Consider the following 17535-nt stretch of genomic DNA (forward strand, 5'->3'; position numbering starts at 1 on the left):
AGGCTCCGGCGGCAGTGTTTGGCATGCCCTGAATCTTAGGTTTATTTTTTACGGATGTCTTCGCAAAATTGCAAAGTGTAGGATTGATGCCCATGTTTGAATGTCACAGGTTGTCCTGAGGTCATTTGCGCAGGACTGAACTGCAGTGTCGATTGAGCTTTTTTTGAAACCAAATCCGCCCGCGGTCGGCCGCCATTATCCAGATGAATTTCCATGCCCCATTCCAGATATTCAAGATTATAGGTAACTGTGCCGTTTTGCAGGCGCCCCTGTTGCGTGCGCATTTTGTCTTTTTTAAAATTGATGCATTCAGGTTTAAAGCTGACTTCACTGACTTTGGTTTGCACGCCGTCAAAGGGGCGGTTTTTTTGATCCACATCCCAAAGAATAACAAATTTGCTTTGTGCGTGCAGCTTATCGAGTTCGGTGTTCACATCGGCATTGAAGGACTTCATCAAAGGATCTGTGAAACGGCTGATTAAGTTGGCAGACGCCTCACGAATATCGCTTGAGATATTGGCTTTACCGCAATCCGGGTGAGGGGATGCCGAGGAGGCAATTCCTGGAATATTGATGCAGGCAAAGTTGGATCCAAAACTGACGTGGTAAAACGGCGCTTTTTTAAGGTTCACATCCGCCGCCGTACCCATGGAGTTAAGCAGTCCTTTGACTTCAAGATTTGGAGTCATCAGTGGCGAGCCCGAGTTGCCCTTCATGGTTTCACAAGGAACCATGGCGATGATCGGACTTTTGACACCGGTAAAGAAGGGATTCGCCAAAGAGTTCTGAACGGCCGGGCAGGAAACCTTGCGCAAAATTCCCGTACCCTTGTCGGTCGGATCGATTTTGTACAACGTCAAAACTTCGCCATCAGAGATGCCAGATGTATTGATTGGTGCCGAGAGGCGAGGGGCTTTTTTGGAAAGCTTAAAGAAAGCCCAATCCGGAGTCAGAGCCGTGTCCTTCAGTGCCGGGGAGACCCATTTGATTTGCTCGCAGTCACCATACTCTTCGTCGCGTGAACGGGAGGCGGGGAAAGTGACAGTGATGCGTCCCTTGCAAGAGGTTTCATTTTGGCGAATGTCTTCAGGGATACAGTGCAGGTTTGTTGCGACAATGTCGTCAGCGACCAAAACACCGGTGCAGACTGATTTTCCATCATAGTTTAATCCGACAACGGACTCCGGGCAGGAATCGGGGCTTTCACACGTGACTTTATAGATGGATTTAGCCGCCACCGGTTCCAGTATCAAAATGAGAATGGAAAATATCACGCTGCTTTTCACACTGAACTTATCGGCGCAATAGCGCTCCCCCAAGAGGAGGTTGCCCGAGTTTAAAGAGGCGCAAGATCGTCTCTGATGCCGCCGAAAATAGTCTGCGGTGAAATTCCAGATTCTTTCGCCAGGAAATCATCTCCGCTTTGTTTCCAACTAACAAATTCAGTGAATCAAGTTGATTCACTTTGTACCCACGTCACCTTGTGCACGCGGATTGCAACATAATCCTTCAGGCAAACGAAGTCTTCCTATTCACGTCCCCTCAAAGGAGAGAAACCATGGCCACACCTATTCCCTATGTTATTGAAAGCACCGCAGGCGGCGAACGTTCCTATGACGTTTACTCGCGCCTGCTAAAGGACCGGATTCTTATTCTGGGTAGCGTTGTTACCGATGAGGTCGCAAATGCTTTGATCGCCCAGATGTTATTTCTGGAATCAGATAACCCCGAGAAAGACATTCATCTATATATTAACTCACCGGGTGGATCGGTATCGGCGGGGCTCGCGATCTATGATGTTATGAACTATATCAAGTGCGATGTGGCGACTTATTGTATTGGCGTTGCGGCCAGTATGGGTTCGTTTCTTCTTTCAGCCGGGGCCCAAGGAAAAAGATTTTCCATGCCCCATAGTCGCATCTTGATTCACCAGCCGCATTTAGGTGATGGCGGTATCGGCGGACAGGTGAGTGATATTGAAATACACGCCCGTGAGCTTGTGCGCTCAAAAAAGCAATTGATTGATCTCTATGCCCAACACACCGCTCAAAGTGCCAAGATTCTGACGAAGCTGATGGAGCGCGATCATAATATGACGGCACTGGAGGCAAAAGAACTGGGTCTGATTGATGGTGTGATTGAATCAAGAAAGAAAAGTATTCTAAAAAAGGCCGGATAAAGAAAAGGGACCTCAGCGAGGTCCCTTTGTAGCTTTTAAGTAATAGCAGATTGCTGAGTCTGCTGGGATTCGGCCTCTCCGCCACCACGGTAGTACACCGTTTGTGTAGGGTACGCGAACTCGACACCTAGTTCTTTGGCGATCTTTAAGATCTCGATAAAGATATATTGCTGCTGTTCCAATTCTTCCGGGCCCGTGAAGACCTGCAGATGGAACTGCACTAGAACATTTAACTGAGAATCCGCATAACCGTTAAAGTTCACCACTACGGTCTCGGGATTCACCGTGCTGTCCTGTTTGATGCAGTAGCGGACACGGTCACAAAATTCTTTGATTTTATCCGGCGGCGTTTCGTAGGCGATGCCGATAATTTGACGAACGCGACGGAAAGGGCGCACTCCCATGTTGTCGATGGTTTCTTTGGCCATCATGGCGTTAGGTACTGTGATGACCGAGTTATAGAATGTGCGGATGCGTGTGGAGCGGAAACCCACTTCCTCCACGGTGCCTTCCATGTCTTTCACTTTCACCCAGTCACCCACCTGAAATGGAGTGTCGAAAAGAATCGTGATCGAGCCAAACAAATTGGCGGCCGTGTCTTGAGCTGCCAACGCCAATGCCAAACCCCCAAGACCCAGACCGGCCATCAAGGACATCACGTTAAGGCCAAAGCTTTGCAGGATCATCAGGAAGCCCAGAATAACAACCAGGAATTTGATTGCCTTGGTGGCAAACGGAACCAGATTGTCGTCCATCTTGCTTTCTGTTTTTGCAGCGATATCCGCAAAGACATAACCCATGGCATCGACCATATAATAGACGATGCGAATGATATGAAAGCCCATGAAGCCCTTTAAAAGGTATTCATAGTAAGTTACGAACTTGCCAGCAAGCTCAAGAGCATCATCCAGGGCGAACAGCAACAGGATGATCAGGATCCAGGCCAGGGGGCGTTCGATTTCAAAGCGGAAGAGGTAATGGGAAAAACTCTTCGCGTATCTTTTTGCGATGGGGTTGTGCTCTTTAAACAGTTTCAACAGCCATTGCAGGCCCGGACGAATAACGAATGCCAGGCAAATGCCCAATGCCAGGATGACCCACTTCCACGTGGGCATGACGATGTAGGTTTTTTTTAGAAACATAGCCAATTCAAGGGAGAATAACTGCAATTCTTCGAATAAAAACTTTTCCATGAAAAATCCTTGCCAATTAGTTCATGTGGAGGTCATGACCCGTGTAGATCAGTGCCAGGATGATGATACCTAAAACAATACGATAATAACCAAAACCGCGGAAGCCATAACGGCTGACGATGCCGATAAAGAATTTGATCGCAATCATCGCCACGATAAATGAAACCACCATGCCGACCAGAAGTAAATTGATCTGTTGTGGTTCAATGGTTTTATAAATTTTCAAAAGCTTGTACAGAGTGGCTGCAGCCATGGTTGGCACCGCCAAAAAGAAGGAAAACTCCGCAGCTTCCTTTTTGTTCATTCCCAAAGTCAAACCACCCATGATTGTTGCGCCCGAGCGGGAAACTCCGGGGATCATGGCGATGGCTTGAAAAAGCCCCAGCTTCGCGGAGTCCTTATAATTAAGGTCATTTGTGGTTCGGCCGACTGAAGTTAAATGCGCAAAGTACTTGTCGGACCACACCAATACGAAGCCTCCGGCAATCAAAGACCATGCAACGACTTGAACGCTGCCTAGCAGGTGTTCGACTAAATCTTTTGCCAAGAAACCAATAATGGCGGTTGGCAGAAAGGCCACGAACAGTTTTTTATAGAAGTTCCAGTTTGGCAAAAATCGTTTCCAGTACAATACCAGAACAGACATGATGGCGCCGAATTGAATGATAACTTCAAAGGCTTTCGTAAATGCGCTGTCCTCAATACCCATCATGGAGCTGGCAATGATCATGTGACCGGTGGAGGAGATCGGGAGAAACTCCGTGATTCCCTCTACAATTCCTAAAATAATCGCGTGCATAAAATCCATGGGAGTCCTTCGAGTTTCAGTGTTGATAATCAGCCCGCAATATTCTTGTAAGCTTCACTCTGCGGTTCAACTTTCGATCACGCGTGTCATGAAAATAAGCTGTAGTTTAAAAAAAGTATGGTGTTCGTAAAAAATCCGAATATGATTTTCGTTAACCACGGAGGGAAAAATGAAACGTGCATTATTAATGGGTGCAATGTTGGTTGGATCTCAAGCATTCGCAGGGGAATACTTGGTCAAGTACAACAACACGGGCGCTCTAAACCTATTGAATTCAATGTCCTTAGTTAAGGTATCAGCTTTGAATGTGATGGATCACAACGAAACTGCAAGCCTTGTGAAAGTTGACATCAGAAAACAACAAGAAGCTGAAGTTTTGGCGACTCTTTTGTCGCAACCAGGCGTTGAGTACGTAGTACCAAACGCAAGAATGAAAGCTTTCACTCACTCTGTTGACGCTGCTGCTTTGAAAGAGCAATGGGCTATGGGCAAAGTGAATGCTGAAAAAGCATGGCAACGCGCTGGCAACAAAGGTAGCAAAAACATTATCGTTGCTGTTATCGACACTGGTGTTGATTACACTCACCAAGCTTTGTCGCCAAATATGGTTCCGGGCTACAACTTTAAAGACAAAAACAATGATCCAATGGACAAAACGTCTTACCAAAACCCAGGTCACGGTACTCACTGTGCTGGTGTGATTGGTGCGACTGGTTTGGTTGATGGTGGTATCGTTGGTATCGCTCCAAACGTTTCCATGATGCCTCTTCGCTTCTTGGGCGAAAACGGTTCTGGTGACTTGAACGATGCTATCAAATCTATCGACTACGCGATCGAAAAAGGCGCGCAAGTGATCTCTGCTTCTTGGGGTGCAACTATTCCAAGAAATCAAGCGATGCCACTTGTTGAGGCTGTTAAACGTGCTGACGACAAAGGCGTGATCTTCGTAGCAGCGGCAGCGAATGATGGTAAAAACAATGACAGCACTGAAGTGTATCCGGCAAACAACGGTTTCCCGAATTCAATCACAGTGGCTGCATCTGGTCCGTCTGACGCAAAACCATCTTGGTCTAACTACGGGACAGCAACTGTTCACGTAGCAGCTCCAGGTGAAGAAATCATGTCAACTTTGCCTAAAAATAAGTATGGCAACTTGTCTGGTACTTCAATGGCGACTCCACTTGTTTCTGGAATCGTGGCTTTGTTGAAATCTCAGGACCCTTCTTTGACGGGTGCTCAGATCCGCGCGATCTTGCAAACGACTGGTGCTAAAGTTTCCATCCAAACAGCTTGTAACTGCCGTGTTGATGCTTTCAACGCAGTAGACGCTGTAATGGGTAAGAAAATGGTCGTTGTTCCAGCTGCAGCTACTTTGAGCGGCAATGAAACACTGAACCTGGCTATTCTGAACGGTAAAGCTCCATTCAAGTACACAAGCTCAAACGCTTCTGTAGCTTCTGTTTCTGACGCGGGTGTTATCACTGCTGTAGCTAACGGTACAACAGCGATCTCTGTAACAGATGCTGAAGGTAAAACGGCTTCTACATTGGATATCAATGTAGGTAAAAAAGCTTCTCAAAATCCAGGCAATCCAGGTAACCCAGGTAATCCGGGTGACCCAGGTGATGGTTCTTGCCCAATTGGTGATCAATCAATGTGCGATATCATCTGCCAAATCAAACCTGATCTTCCATTCTGCCAAAAGTAATTGGAACATAAGAGTTTGAACTCAAGGAAGGGCTCCAAATCGGAGCCCTTTTCTTTTTTGTTGTGTCCGCCCAAATATTTCTTAATAATTAGTGTCATATGAAAAGAAAACCTTGGGCCATTATCGTTCTTGCACTTCTACATATCATCGCCCCTCTAGGAAGTTTTATCTTCAATGCCATCCGGGCAGGGCGCACCTTCGAAGCACAGTGGTATTTTTGGACAAAGATTCTGCCTCCAGCATTCATGCTTATCTATGTATGTTTGCCGATCATGGCAGGGATCTTCATTTACCTGTGTAAACGTTGGTCTTATTGGGCATATCTGGCATGTTTGGCGATAATTTTCGTCACCAACGTGATGGCCTTTATGGCCAACATGACGTGGTTGAATTTCTTCTATTTGATTGTTGTCCTGTTGGTGGATCTGTTGGCGGTGGCTTACTTTGTTGTGCCGGCAGTTCGTCAGGTTTACTTCGATCCACGCATGCGTTGGTGGGAAGCAGCTCCGCGCTTTGTCTTTAAAAATGCGGTGACTGTGAATGGCTCCGAAGGCGAGATCAGCAACATCTCCAAAGGTGGGGTGTTCATCAACACGGGTTTGAATCTTTTCGAAGATCAAAGCGTGAATTTGGAATGGCTGTTTGAAGGTCAAAATTATAAAGCATTGGGCACAGTGGTATTTAAGAATAAAACAGGCTCCGGCTATGGTGTTCAGTTTAAAGAAGTGGATTCCAATGCCAGCGTGAAAAGTCTTTGCAATACCCTGAAGTCTCGTGGCCAAATGGTTCCTGAGCGTTTGCCAGGACCTGAAGACAGCTTCGGTGTTTGGCTTAAGAAAGTTCTCACGAAGCGTGAGGGCCTTATCCCTAAGAAATAGGATCCAGTTACATGTCATTTTATTCGCAAAGTTTCCCGCATTTGAAAGTCTCTTTAAAGAAACATCAACTGTGGGTCACTTTGGATAATCCCGAGCAAAGTAATGCCATCACCTATGAGATGGTGGGCTCTTTGACTCGGGTTTTGCGTTTTGCGGACTTTGATAGCGAAGTTCGCGTGATAGTTCTGACGGGCGAGGGTGCGAACTTTTGTGCCGGTGGGGATGTAAAAGCCATGGAAAACAAAACCGGAATGTTTGCCGGCGACTCCAACGAACTTCGAATGCGCTATATCCACGGTATTCAGCAGATTCCCAAATGCATTGAAGAGCTTTCAACTCCCATGATTGCCATGGTGAACGGCGCTGCCATCGGGGCGGGCTGTGATCTGGCGATGATGTGTGATCTGCGTGTGGGCTCTGAAAAATCAAAATTTGGTGAGACCTTTGTAAAATTGGGTTTGGTTCCCGGAGATGGTGGCAGCTTCTTTTTGCAAAGAGTGATCGGTTATTCCAAAGCGATGCAAATGTCTCTGACCGGGGATTTGGTTTCCGGTGAAGAGGCCTTCAAGTGGGGCCTTGTGAATTACTACGTGAGTGGTGATTTGGTGGCAGAAACTGAAAAGATCGCCGATAAAATCTCCTCCAATGCGCCGGTTGCGGTGCAAATGACTAAAAAACTGATGAAGTCCGCGTATCTTCATGATGCAAATGCAGTCCTGGAGCAGGCGGCGGCTTATCAGGGAATCACGCAAAGAACTCAGGATCACTTTGTCGCACTTAAAGCGATAAAGGATAAAAAATCCCCTGAGTTCACTGGCAACTAGATTCATGGATGTTCAGTCTTATTTGGCGAAAAAAGAAAAGCTAAAGTCAGAAGCACCTGTATATCGGGAGCTTTGTGATGATTGTGTGCAGCCCAAATTCAGCTGTTACTGCGAACATGTTAAGAAGTTTGATCCGGGAATGGATGTGGTCATCCTGATTCATCCGATCGAGCTTCGTCGCAGAATCGCCACGGGACGCATGTCACATTTGGTTTTAAAGAATTCCTATTTAATCCGCGGGCAGGATTACTCCAATAACGTATTGGTGAATCAGCTTTTACAGGATCCCACTCGCCACTGCATGATGCTGTATCCGGGAAAAAACTCCGCAAATTTAAGTGAAATGGAAGCTAAGGAAAAAGCCACTCTGGTGCCTGAGGGCAAGCGATTGACCTTGTTTGTAATTGATGGAACCTGGGCCACGGCGGTGAAAACCATTCGCCAAAGTTTGAATCTGCAGACGATCCCCAGAATTTGTTTTTCTCCGGATAAGCCCTCTAACTTCAGGGTGCGCAAGCAGCCCAAGGATTTTTGCTATTCCACCATTGAGGCGATTCATCAGACAATTGAACTGGCCGGCGACGTTGTGGGTTTTGACGTGAATTCCCGTCGTCACGATGATCTTTTGTATGTGTTTGAAAAAATGGTGGAGCGCCAGATTGAATGCGCCCAAAGTGGTGAGGCGAAACCACGACACCTTCGTTACAGCCGGGACCTGAAAAGGAAACTCGGTCTTACGGGGAAGGTGTTTTAGTTTTTTCTATCTGCTCAAGGATCTGTTCACGCGTCAGCGATCTCATCGCGGCCCTGCGGATATAGAAAATTTCAGCCAGCATATAGACGATCAAACTTACGGTAAGGCCGACACCTTTTAGCAGGGCCCACGCACTTGTGCTCCAGTAAAAGGCCGCCCAAACGGCAAGTCCAGTGTGGATCGCAAAAAAGATCCCCATTCTAAAAGTCATTCCGCTCATTCGGGATTTCATAAATTCTGGAAGCTTTTGACCTTGCTGCTCAGCCAGTACGACGATCAGTGGTTTCTTCATTAAAACTGAAATCCACAAGGCCACCGCAAACACGGCTTCCATGAGGGCCGGCTGAAGTTTAAACCAGATGCCCTCGTCAGAAAGCAAAGAGACGCCACCCAGAACTAAAAGCAAGCCATTGCCGATCCAGGTGATTTTTTGCACTTTCTTGTGCTTGTAAAGTTCAAAGCAGATTTCGCCAACACCAAACACCATGCCGGCGATAAGACCCGCGATGGTGCCGTAGTATTCCTCGATAACGGTGAAGGCGATGACTGGTAAAAGCCCTGCAAAAAAGACGGCAAGGGCCTTGGATTTGGCAGAGTCCTGGGACATTAAAGTGTGCCCTCGAAATTCACTGGTGTGCCGGAATGCGCTTCCACGATTTCTCCGTGAGCCATTGCCAGTTTTCCGGAAACCACAGTGTGGGTCACCCAGCCGGTAACTTGCATCCCATGGAACGGAGTCCAACCACAGCGGCTGGCGATCATGGAGTTGTCGATGGTCATTTGTTTTTTCATATCCACAATCGTCACATCGGCATCAAAACCTTCGCGCAGGCGTCCTTTGTTTTTCACATTGAATACGCGGCACGGATTTTCGGTCACCAGCTCTACAAATTTTTGCAAAGACAGACGGCCTTCGTTGACGTGATTTAGCATGATCGGCACCAGAGTTTGCACGCCGGGAACGCCAGAGGGGCTTGCTGGATAAGGACGATCTTTTTCCTCACGTGTATGAGGTGCGTGATCAGATCCGATCACATCCACGGTGCCATCCTGAAGGGCTTTCCAAAGGCGGTCCATGTGGCGCTTTTCGCGGATCGGAGGATTTTGTTGGGCATAAGTTCCCAAACGGTCATAGCAGTCAGGTGCATACAGTGTCAGATGTTGGGGCAACACTTCAACAGTGGCGATGTCTTTGGAGTTTTGCAGAATATCCATCTCTTCAGCGGTGGAAACGTGCAGAACGTGAATTTTACGGCCGGTCTTGCGGGCAAGTTTCAGCAGGCGATTCGTTGAGCTGACTGCTGTTTCAACGTCTCTCCAAACGGGGTGGTAGTGAACATCGGCCATGTCGACGGCGATATGGCGGCGTTCGCGCAGGCGCATCTCGTCCTCGCTATGAACGATAACTCGACGATGGCCCTGATTTAAAATATTTTCCAGGGTCTCATCGTCTTCGACCAACAGGGTCCCTGTGGAACTTCCCATGAAGATTTTGATACCGGAGCAATGGGGCAGGATTTCAAGATTCTGCAGAATGTTTACGTTGTCATGGCCGGCGCCAACAAAGAAAGCGTAGTTGGCGTGAGCGCGGTTTTTAGCCAGGTTCAGTTTGTCGTGAAAGTGTTGGACGGTGGTTGTTGCCGGATTGGTGTTGGGCATTTCAAAGATGCTGGTAACGCCACCCAGAACGGCCGCTTTGGTGCCGGTTTCCAGATCTTCTTTGTGAGTAAGGCCTGGTTCGCGAAAGTGAACCTGGCTGTCGATCACGCCGGGTAAAACATGAAGTCCAGTTGCATCGATTATGCAGGGGGCAGTATCAAAAATTTTTTCACGAATCTTGGTGATGCGGCCATTGGTGATTCCGATGTCGGCCTGCTGTTCAATCATGCCGTTATTGGACGGGTGGGGAAGTAAACAGGTTCCGCCTCGGATTATAATATCGTACATCTAACACCTCTTCAGTGGGACTGTACCACCAGACTGGTTCAAAGGTCCAGCGTTGACGAGGTCTCGCTGATAGGCGAGAATTTGGATTGTGACAATAGACCAACTTCTTCATTTTATAAGCAAGCACAATGTGACCATCATTGAAGGCTTAATTGCAGTTATTATTCTGCTGGGTCTTTTCGTGGGTTACCGGGGATTTTTTGGCAAGAAGGACGTGGATTCCGGCTTGGGCGGGGGGCTTGATGCTTCTCAGCTTGAAAAGACCCTGCAAAAGATTCTGGAGAATCAAGCACCAGTAAAAAAATCCGGCGATGCCGCTTTGGAAGAAGCCTTTAAAGAGGGCGGAGCGGAAGGTCACCCAGAATCACCTCAGGAAGTTGAGCAGCTCAAAGTAAGTTTGAGTGAAAACATTAAAGAGCTGGAAGTTTTGCGTGCGCAACTACAGATCTCCGAGAAAAAAGTTGCTGAGCTACAAGTTTCAGGTGAAGCGGCGCCAGCAGCAGGGGCTGCGGCAGCTGTCGATACCACGGAACTTGACAACAAGATCAAAGATCTTGAGGCGCGTCTGGCTGAATATGAGATTATCAGCGAGGACATCGCAGATTTATCCAGATACAAAGAAGAGAATGAACAGCTTAAAACTGAGATCACAACTCTAAAAGAAAGCCCTGCCTCCGCTCAAGCTTCGGCGGGCGAGCCCGCTCCGGTACCGGTAGCGGAGCCAGCGGTTGAACCTGCGGCTCCGGTTGCGGAAGTTGAGCCGACTCCGGAGCCAGCGGCTGAGACGATTGGTGATTCAGGTTTAAGTGAAGCGGATGTGGATGCGGCCCTTGCGGCGGCTCAAGCGGAGGCCGAACTCAATGCGGCAATGGCGGAAGCTGAAGCCACTCCGGCAGAGGCACCGGCAGAACCAGAAGTGGCAGCGGCGCCAGCACCAGAACAAGCTGTTCCACCTGCACAAGAAGAGTCGATCATTGATGATGAGTTGATGAAAGAGTTCGCGGCAGCGGTTGAAGGTCAAAAGAACAAAGCCCTGGATAGCGCTGCTGAAAAAGCAGGTAAAGGCGAGCAGGCTGCTGGTAAGACTGATGAAGACGCCAAGTTGATGGATGAGTTTGAAAACTTCGTTAACAAAAAAAGTTAGGTCATCATGAATACAAAAATCCTGTTGCCCGTTTTGCTTATAGGTTTTTCTTCAAGTGTTTTCGCAGCCAAATCCGTGCCTTCACCTGATGCTTTAAGTTCCGCGATGGAAGTCCTGAATTTGCCTGGTGAAAATCGTCGTATGGCGATCGATGGCAACCCTAAGTTCTATGATTCATTTATCTCTTTGGCATTCAGTGAAAAGCAACCCATGAACCTTCGTTGGAAGGCTTTGATGGGGGCGGCGGAATCCAAAAAGCTTGAGGCGACGGCGGATCTTTTGAAGGCCGGCTCCCATGATCAGTGGTACATGAGAAACGCAGCCTTGGTTGCGTTGTCTGAAGTGAACCCGATCCAAGCAGAAAAGCTTGCTCAAAAACTAATCAAAGACAAAGCCCTGGTGGTTCGTTCTGCCGCGGTGGAAGTTCTTGGTAAAAACATGACAGCCGAGACCCGCGATCTTTTGTGGGAAGAGTTGAACAAGGACTACAACTTTAAAAACAAACAAAGTCTTTGGGTTCGTCATCAAATCGTGGAGCAGTTGTCCAAAAAGCCAATGGACCATGAGTTGAAATCCTTTGCAGGGTTGTTGACGGATAACGACGACCGGGTGCAATTGCCGGCGGTTCGCGGTTTACAAAAACTGACGGGCGTGAAGCTGGGCGAAAACAAGCTAAAGCAAAATGAGCTTGTGAGTCTTTGGAAAGACTACGTCAAAAAAGAAAAGCTCTAATATAATCCAAATATGTAACATAAAAAAGGCAGCCACGGGGCTGCCTTTTTTCGTTCTTAACTAAGCTTTCGAAGCCAGCTTGTTATCCAAAGAGAATCTTCCGCCACCGTAGCAGGCAAAGAAAATGAAAACGAACATATAAAGGAATGCGAGTTCTTTGATTTTGAATGGGTCGGCCGCGTGGATAAAGACGCCAGCCACGAACATCGTGAATGCCAAAAGGATTCCCACCGGGCGAGTGAAAAGTCCCAAAGCAAGTAAGACCCCTCCGGCAAATTCAGTTAATGCGGCGGCGTAAGCAAAGAGTGCTGGCATCGGAAAGCCAACCGATTCAACTCCAGCGATCATTTGCTCAGAGATCGGGAATTTACCCATACCGTGAGCAAAGGCCATAACCAAGCCCGCAAAAAGACGAAGCAGCAGGATGCCGATCTGACCTGTTTGGCCGGTGTTATTCGCAAAAAGAAAGCTTTTGATATTCATAGTAATGCCTTTCTGAAAATGCAGTTGATACGTTTAGGTTTTCGTTAATTGGTGACCGAGACAAGCAGCTTTATTGGTTGCTGTTATTGCGCAGCTCTTTTAAGCGCATCCATAACGACCAGCTCGCGCTCGATTCTGTAAAACAAAATCTTTTCTTCCAGGCCGTCGGACTCTTTCGGTTCAGGTGTGGAGAAGAAATCACGCAGGATTTCCATTTTCTTATCAATGGTCACACGAGTGGATTCGCGGCCATCAGCCGTGCCCTTGGCAAAAGTGAAAGTCAGTTTGTAGCGAATGCCACTGGATGGTGGTTTGTTCACATCAGGTGGCAACCAGCCATCAATGCCTTTGATGTATTCGGTTTCAATAACACCGGTGTCCTGATTTTCCTGAGCGATTGGGAATTTAATCACAGCGTGGGCTGCTCTCCAGACAGTGTCGTAGGGAGCGAAGAAGACTCTTTGTTTGTTGAATTTCGCCATTTGTTGATTGGCGGAGGGTCTTTTATCAAACAGGCTGCAACCAATAACAGTGCAGCCTGTGATAATCACAAGAGATAAGAGAATAGTTCTAGAAGTTAACCGAGCTGTGTGTGACATGTGTTGCAGCTTCGATCATAGCAGGGCCCATAGGCGCTTGTGAAGCCGTTTGTGAACCCAAAAAGTTCACTTCCCAACGCTTGTTGCCATTCAGAAGCGTGTCATTCGGGAAATTTGGAACCTTCATGTTCGTCACCCATTTGTCAGCGTAAACTTCCCAAGTCGGATTCATCAATTTCACTTTGTCAGCGCCTTGTTTGACTTCGATTTGGTTGGAGAACACTGCGTAAGTCGCAATTGGATTCACGCCATCAATTGTGTTGAACTGAGGCAAAATCAACTCTCGACCGCCACCAGTCACAGACGGGTTGCTGATCAAAGGCAAAACTTTCGGGGACGTCGTGCCTGCAAATGGAACGATCGCTGTGGAAACACGGTCAATGTCATTGCGAAGATCTTCGGTTTTAGTCAAAACCGCCAAAGCATTTGCTTCCATGCCTGGAACTGTTTTCAGAGTGATTTTTTGTCCACCATTCAGTTTTTTAACATCTGTTGGAAGCAAGAAGCCGGATTGGCCAGACAGCGCTGCTGCCATGAACGTCTCATCAGCACGGATTTGTGGGGCTACCAAAGTGTTTTTGGTCGTGAATTTTAACTCGTTCGTCGGAAGATCCACCGGTGTGCTGCTTTTAGAAAGATTCACGTCACGAACGGCACCTGCTGTCAGATCAAACACGTTCAGCATTTCGTATAGTTTTGCGCCACCGCGAACGCCGTCAACGACTTGTTTGAACGGGAAAGTACCGCGAGCCACAAACACGCGAGTCACGCCAGGCTGACCGAAGTAAATGCGGTAAGCAGGCTTATCCAAAGTCACAGTGAAAAGCGCGTATTTCTCGCTCTGTTTTGGCAAAGACAAGTTCGCCGGGATGTCCATTTCCTGACCCAAGGCAGAGATCTTGTCGTTTTGTGCACTCAACACAGAATCCATGTTGAAGGCGAAAAGCTGCATCTTCGTGAATCCTTGCATCACCAAGCCGAAGTCGATGTTGCCATCGCCATTTTTGATCGGAAGTCCTTGGGCAGTGCCTTTAACTTCAAATTGGTTCACGGTGTTTAGGGGGCGAAGTTTGAACGTCAAAGCTCCTGGCTCCACAGACATATAAGTCATGCGTACATAACCCTTGGCTTGGATTGTGATCGGCTGAGCCGTCGTCCAAGATACAGGGATCTCGATTTGACCCGCCGCGTCTGTTGTCAGGAGGTTTCCTTCAAACGGGGAGTTTAGTGCATCACCGATCAAAACTTGTGCGTCCGCCAATGCCACTCCGTCCATGCCTGTGACGGAAAGTTTGTTAGCGGCGACTTTGATTTGACGGTCAGAACCGCCTAAATCCGTGGGAATGGCGTGGTTGTTGGAGTTTGAACAACCCACCAAAATTGCTGGCAGTAGGGCTGCCATCATCAGTCTTTTCATATAATTATCCCTTCCCTGAGATTGAACATTATGTCCGAGTAATTATTCCAGTGTGATATGACAGGGAGGTCAAGACTAAAGACCGGGCCCCTTAGGATTTTCGAAAATCTTAAGATAACGCGAACGCAACATTTGACATAAGGACGCGATTCCAATAAAAATTGCGGCTCACGCGAAAGCGTTACGGTTGGTGGGGTAGCTCAGCTGGTTAGAGCAACGGAATCATAATCCGTAGGTCGGCGGTTCAAGTCCGCCTCTCACTACCAAATTTTTTCGTCTTATATGACGGAAATCATTTAAGAATCCCGAATACGAAATGTATGTCGGGATTTTTTTTTGGTTAGAGTTTTCGCAGCGTGGATTAGAGCAAGCTAAACTCACCAAAATCATCGAGCTTTCCAGTCATTGAAATGGATCTCGAAACCATTTATCAAAAACTCCTATTTATCTTTCGGCGCAAATGAGTTTGAAAGAAATGGAGTTTGATTATGTCAAAACCGTCGAAAGTACCAGCCAGCTATTCTCCTCGTGAAGAGGAATTACGTTATTACATCAAAGCCCCACAAGCGGGCAAAAAATCTTGGATTTTGATTTCTTATTATTTGCTAGCGGCGGATCGTAAAAAAAGAATCTATGTGAAACCAAACGCTGACTTATGTGCAAAGGTAAAGAAAATAAATTGTCGCCTCCTAAGCGGCACCATTGATGAAAATCAAGTCCGAACTCTTCTAGGCGATCTAATTCAAAAGCAATATGAGAGGTATGAGGTTCAATCCCGGGCCGTTAGAGATGCACGCCTATCCGAGATCAATGAAAAGCTCTTCGCTGCATACTGGGCGGAACGATACGCTCCAAGAACTAAGTTAAAAGATAAAACGTCTCCTCGATTGGATATAAAAAAAGCCCTTAGCATGATTGGGAATCTTAGCTTGCTAACAGCAAAAAAAATTGAATTAGAAAATGCTTTGGAGAAATACCAAACCAGACAAGCTGACCGCGCTACCTCAAGATTAAATGAGATGCTAAAATGGCTCGATAGAAAAGAGAATGGAGTTCCTTTGAGACTCGAAGCTCCTGCTCCCGAAATTAGAGAAATTCAGTACTGTACTTTGGAAGAATTTAGTAAAATTTTGGTTCACATTGAAGACGTAGAGCTAAAGTTATTCGCATCTGTATTGTTTGGTGCGGGTCTAAGAGTTGGGGAAGCTTTGGCATTGGGAGAGCATAATCTAAGAAATGGTGTTTTAAGAATAGCCCAGCAAATCGACAAAAGTGGCAAAAGGGTTCTTCCTAAAAAGAATTCTGTGGGAGATGTCGTTGTTGTCCCAGAGTTTATTAATTCTGTAAAACAATGGCTTAAGGTAGAGGACAAATTAAAGCTAAGATATAAGCTCTATGATTCACTATACGATGCCGCTAGAAAAGCATTTCCAAAAAGTGCTATAGGCCAAGTGGATCGTCGCTGGATAAGTCCCTGCGACATCCGCCACTCACACGCCATTTATCTCCTTGAAAATGGTGTCTCAATGACTCAAGTGGCTCAGAATCTTCGAAATGGCATCAAGGTATGCCAACAGTATTACACTGGGTTTGGTAATACGGACGGAACTATAGATCTAATAAAGAAAACCCTGGCGAAAGCTTCCTAGTAATTTATGATTACTCAATGACCAGTTATAGAAATCATCATTATGTGCCTCAATGGCACCAATACAACTTTCTGAAGCATTTGGCTGTCAAAAATTTTCATGTATTGGATCTATCCCGTGATTTTCTGTCCCTGCCGAATGGAAGCGTTAAGAGACTTTCTGAGTTTCGAGTTTCAGGGCCCTCAGGCTGTTTTGTAGAAAAAGATTTGTACACGACATTTTTCCCCGCCGGAATCAATACGGATATAGAAACGAGATTTTTTGGAAATGTCGATCAATTTGCTCCTAGTGCTCTCGCTGCGATTTTGAACTTTACGCATGAAGATTTTGATCCTGATTCATTTGAAAATTTCATGCGACATTTAAGTCTTCAGCGAATGAGAACTCCTAAGGGATTGTCGAATCTACAGAGGCGTTTGAATCTCATAGAAAATAATCAGGTTCTATTTCAGATGCAGAAGCTGCAAGAAATTTTCTGTGCGATTTGGAGTGATTGCGTCTGGCAAATTGCATCGGCGGAGAACTGTGAAACTAAGTTTATTTTGTCAGATTCTCCAATCACTTTGTATAATCGTGCTTATAGACCAAATTCGTTTGCATGCACATCAAATGGTGATCCGGCGGTTGCTCAGAACGGAACTCATATGATTTATCCTCTATCTAACAACAAAATCATAATTCTTACTCATGCGGCGTATGTTAGAAATCCCTGGCTAAATCCAAAAGGAACTATTCCGAATCCTAGGCCGTTTAGAGACTCGATATTTTCATTTATGGATATACAACTTCGAAATTTAGATGAAACGGAAGTAAAAGAGATTAACTACGTCATTAAAAGTAGAGCTTCTCGCTACGTTGTTGCCACAGAAAAACGATGGTTGTTTCCCGAAGACGAAATTCCGTCGACCGATTGGGCCCGGCTTGGTGGTGGGGATCTGTTAATGCCAGATCCTCGAGGACATACATATACATCTCGGACTACGGTAGGCTATACGAGTGGGCATAAGGGAAGTTTCGATTCAAATAATATCCGTCCTGGACAACCTGGGTTTACCGCAGAACCTAATGCTGAAGCATTGGAGAGATTCGAAGCATTTCAATCTTTCTTCGCAGAACGCCACGGCTCCAAAAGGCGTGGCAGAGCGCATTCTTTTGGTAGATTAGACTATGAGATTGATAGCGATGAATTCTATCAATATGAAATCGGAAAAATTCCAAAT

Annotated in this window: 17 protein-coding genes and 1 tRNA gene; 10 read left to right on the plus strand and 8 right to left on the minus strand. The window is 46.6% G+C overall.

The window, feature by feature from the left end; translation table 11 throughout:
* Window positions 1–41: 41 nt before the first annotated feature.
* Complete coding sequence (locus AAAA73_RS15305) at window positions 42–1286, minus strand: trypsin-like serine peptidase (protein ID WP_340599348.1); 1245 nt, start codon at window positions 1284–1286, stop codon at window positions 42–44.
* A 272-nt stretch (window positions 1287–1558) separates the two neighbouring features.
* Between AAAA73_RS15305 and AAAA73_RS15310 the strand changes: the two genes are divergently transcribed.
* Window positions 1559–2179, plus strand: a complete 621-nt coding sequence (locus AAAA73_RS15310) for an ATP-dependent Clp protease proteolytic subunit (protein WP_445292034.1) — start codon at window positions 1559–1561, stop codon at window positions 2177–2179.
* 35 nt (window positions 2180–2214) lie between these two features.
* On the opposite strand, the gene AAAA73_RS15315 is transcribed toward AAAA73_RS15310, so the two are convergent.
* Entirely contained in the window at window positions 2215–3372 is a 1158-nt protein-coding gene (locus tag AAAA73_RS15315) for a mechanosensitive ion channel family protein (RefSeq protein ID WP_340599349.1), read from the minus strand.
* Between the two features lie 16 nt (window positions 3373–3388).
* Entirely contained in the window at window positions 3389–4180 is a 792-nt protein-coding gene (locus AAAA73_RS15320; RefSeq protein WP_340599350.1) for an undecaprenyl-diphosphate phosphatase, read from the minus strand.
* A gap of 169 nt (window positions 4181–4349) precedes the next feature.
* Here AAAA73_RS15320 and AAAA73_RS15325 point away from each other — a divergent pair, with 169 nt between their 5' ends.
* The 4 genes from AAAA73_RS15325 (at window position 4350) to AAAA73_RS15340 (ending at window position 8344) form a co-directional block, all read left to right on the plus strand.
* Window positions 4350–5888: a S8 family peptidase gene (locus tag AAAA73_RS15325; protein ID WP_340599351.1), complete on the plus strand. Its 1539-nt coding sequence runs from the start codon at window positions 4350–4352 to the stop codon at window positions 5886–5888.
* Window positions 5889–5986: 98 nt separating this feature from the next.
* Window positions 5987–6766: a PilZ domain-containing protein gene (locus tag AAAA73_RS15330; RefSeq protein ID WP_340599352.1), complete on the plus strand. Its 780-nt coding sequence runs from the start codon at window positions 5987–5989 to the stop codon at window positions 6764–6766.
* A gap of 11 nt (window positions 6767–6777) precedes the next feature.
* On the plus strand, window positions 6778–7590 hold the full coding sequence (locus tag AAAA73_RS15335; protein ID WP_340599353.1) for an enoyl-CoA hydratase-related protein: 813 nt from the start codon (window positions 6778–6780) through the stop codon (window positions 7588–7590).
* A gap of 4 nt (window positions 7591–7594) precedes the next feature.
* Entirely contained in the window at window positions 7595–8344 is a 750-nt protein-coding gene (locus AAAA73_RS15340; RefSeq protein ID WP_340599354.1) for a tRNA-uridine aminocarboxypropyltransferase, read from the plus strand.
* Here the strand turns inward: AAAA73_RS15340 and AAAA73_RS15345 are convergent.
* Window positions 8325–8951, minus strand: coding sequence for an inner membrane-spanning protein YciB (locus AAAA73_RS15345; protein WP_340599355.1), 627 nt, complete (start codon window positions 8949–8951; stop codon window positions 8325–8327). The two genes, AAAA73_RS15340 and AAAA73_RS15345, sit on opposite strands and share 20 nt — an antisense overlap.
* Complete coding sequence (locus AAAA73_RS15350; protein WP_340599356.1) at window positions 8951–10291, minus strand: dihydroorotase; 1341 nt, start codon at window positions 10289–10291, stop codon at window positions 8951–8953. The genes AAAA73_RS15345 and AAAA73_RS15350 overlap by 1 nt, the downstream gene beginning before the upstream one ends.
* An 88-nt stretch (window positions 10292–10379) precedes the next feature.
* On the opposite strand from AAAA73_RS15350, the gene AAAA73_RS15355 reads away from it, so the two are divergent.
* A complete protein-coding gene (locus AAAA73_RS15355) occupies window positions 10380–11435 on the plus strand; it encodes a hypothetical protein (protein WP_340599357.1) in 1056 nt (351 codons plus the stop codon).
* A gap of 6 nt (window positions 11436–11441) precedes the next feature.
* A complete protein-coding gene (locus AAAA73_RS15360) occupies window positions 11442–12167 on the plus strand; it encodes a HEAT repeat domain-containing protein (RefSeq protein ID WP_340599358.1) in 726 nt (241 codons plus the stop codon).
* A gap of 60 nt (window positions 12168–12227) precedes the next feature.
* On the opposite strand, the gene AAAA73_RS15365 is transcribed toward AAAA73_RS15360, so the two are convergent.
* The 3 genes from AAAA73_RS15365 to AAAA73_RS15375 all read right to left on the minus strand — a co-directional run bounded on the left by AAAA73_RS15365 (window position 12228) and on the right by AAAA73_RS15375 (window position 14666).
* Complete coding sequence (locus AAAA73_RS15365) at window positions 12228–12650, minus strand: DoxX family protein (protein ID WP_340599359.1); 423 nt, start codon at window positions 12648–12650, stop codon at window positions 12228–12230.
* 83 nt (window positions 12651–12733) lie between these two features.
* On the minus strand, window positions 12734–13132 hold the full coding sequence (locus tag AAAA73_RS15370) for a hypothetical protein (RefSeq protein ID WP_340599360.1): 399 nt from the start codon (window positions 13130–13132) through the stop codon (window positions 12734–12736).
* Window positions 13133–13220: 88 nt separating this feature from the next.
* On the minus strand, window positions 13221–14666 hold the full coding sequence (locus tag AAAA73_RS15375) for a hypothetical protein (RefSeq protein WP_340599361.1): 1446 nt from the start codon (window positions 14664–14666) through the stop codon (window positions 13221–13223).
* A gap of 189 nt (window positions 14667–14855) precedes the next feature.
* Here AAAA73_RS15375 and AAAA73_RS15380 point away from each other — a divergent pair.
* From AAAA73_RS15380 to AAAA73_RS15390, 3 genes are all read left to right on the plus strand, one after another.
* Window positions 14856–14932 (plus strand) — tRNA-Met (locus AAAA73_RS15380).
* A gap of 222 nt (window positions 14933–15154) precedes the next feature.
* On the plus strand, window positions 15155–16315 hold the full coding sequence (locus tag AAAA73_RS15385; RefSeq protein WP_340599362.1) for a tyrosine-type recombinase/integrase: 1161 nt from the start codon (window positions 15155–15157) through the stop codon (window positions 16313–16315).
* A gap of 17 nt (window positions 16316–16332) precedes the next feature.
* Window positions 16333–17535, plus strand: a 1203-nt coding sequence (locus tag AAAA73_RS15390; RefSeq protein WP_340599363.1) for a DUF4238 domain-containing protein, incomplete at its 3' end; no start/stop codon positions are given.

Source organism: Bdellovibrio sp. GT3 (assembly GCF_037996765.1).
Lineage (GTDB): Bacteria > Bdellovibrionota > Bdellovibrionia > Bdellovibrionales > Bdellovibrionaceae > Bdellovibrio.

Excerpts from the sequence above, each read along its gene's own strand:
- AAAA73_RS15310 (WP_445292034.1), top strand. The coding sequence starts at position 1,559 with ATGGCCACACCTATTCCCTATGTTATTGAAAGCACCGCAGGCGGCGAA.
- AAAA73_RS15315 (WP_340599349.1), bottom strand. The coding sequence starts at position 3,372 with ATGGAAAAGTTTTTATTCGAAGAATTGCAGTTATTCTCCCTTGAATTG.
- AAAA73_RS15320 (WP_340599350.1), bottom strand. The coding sequence starts at position 4,180 with ATGGATTTTATGCACGCGATTATTTTAGGAATTGTAGAGGGAATCACG.
- AAAA73_RS15325 (WP_340599351.1), top strand. The coding sequence starts at position 4,350 with ATGAAACGTGCATTATTAATGGGTGCAATGTTGGTTGGATCTCAAGCA.
- AAAA73_RS15330 (WP_340599352.1), top strand. The coding sequence starts at position 5,987 with ATGAAAAGAAAACCTTGGGCCATTATCGTTCTTGCACTTCTACATATC.
- AAAA73_RS15335 (WP_340599353.1), top strand. The coding sequence starts at position 6,778 with ATGTCATTTTATTCGCAAAGTTTCCCGCATTTGAAAGTCTCTTTAAAG.
- AAAA73_RS15340 (WP_340599354.1), top strand. The coding sequence starts at position 7,595 with ATGGATGTTCAGTCTTATTTGGCGAAAAAAGAAAAGCTAAAGTCAGAA.
- AAAA73_RS15345 (WP_340599355.1), bottom strand. The coding sequence starts at position 8,951 with ATGTCCCAGGACTCTGCCAAATCCAAGGCCCTTGCCGTCTTTTTTGCA.
- AAAA73_RS15350 (WP_340599356.1), bottom strand. The coding sequence starts at position 10,291 with ATGTACGATATTATAATCCGAGGCGGAACCTGTTTACTTCCCCACCCG.
- AAAA73_RS15360 (WP_340599358.1), top strand. The coding sequence starts at position 11,442 with ATGAATACAAAAATCCTGTTGCCCGTTTTGCTTATAGGTTTTTCTTCA.
- AAAA73_RS15365 (WP_340599359.1), bottom strand. The coding sequence starts at position 12,650 with ATGAATATCAAAAGCTTTCTTTTTGCGAATAACACCGGCCAAACAGGT.
- AAAA73_RS15370 (WP_340599360.1), bottom strand. The coding sequence starts at position 13,132 with ATGGCGAAATTCAACAAACAAAGAGTCTTCTTCGCTCCCTACGACACT.
- AAAA73_RS15375 (WP_340599361.1), bottom strand. The coding sequence starts at position 14,666 with ATGAAAAGACTGATGATGGCAGCCCTACTGCCAGCAATTTTGGTGGGT.
- AAAA73_RS15385 (WP_340599362.1), top strand. The coding sequence starts at position 15,155 with ATGTCAAAACCGTCGAAAGTACCAGCCAGCTATTCTCCTCGTGAAGAG.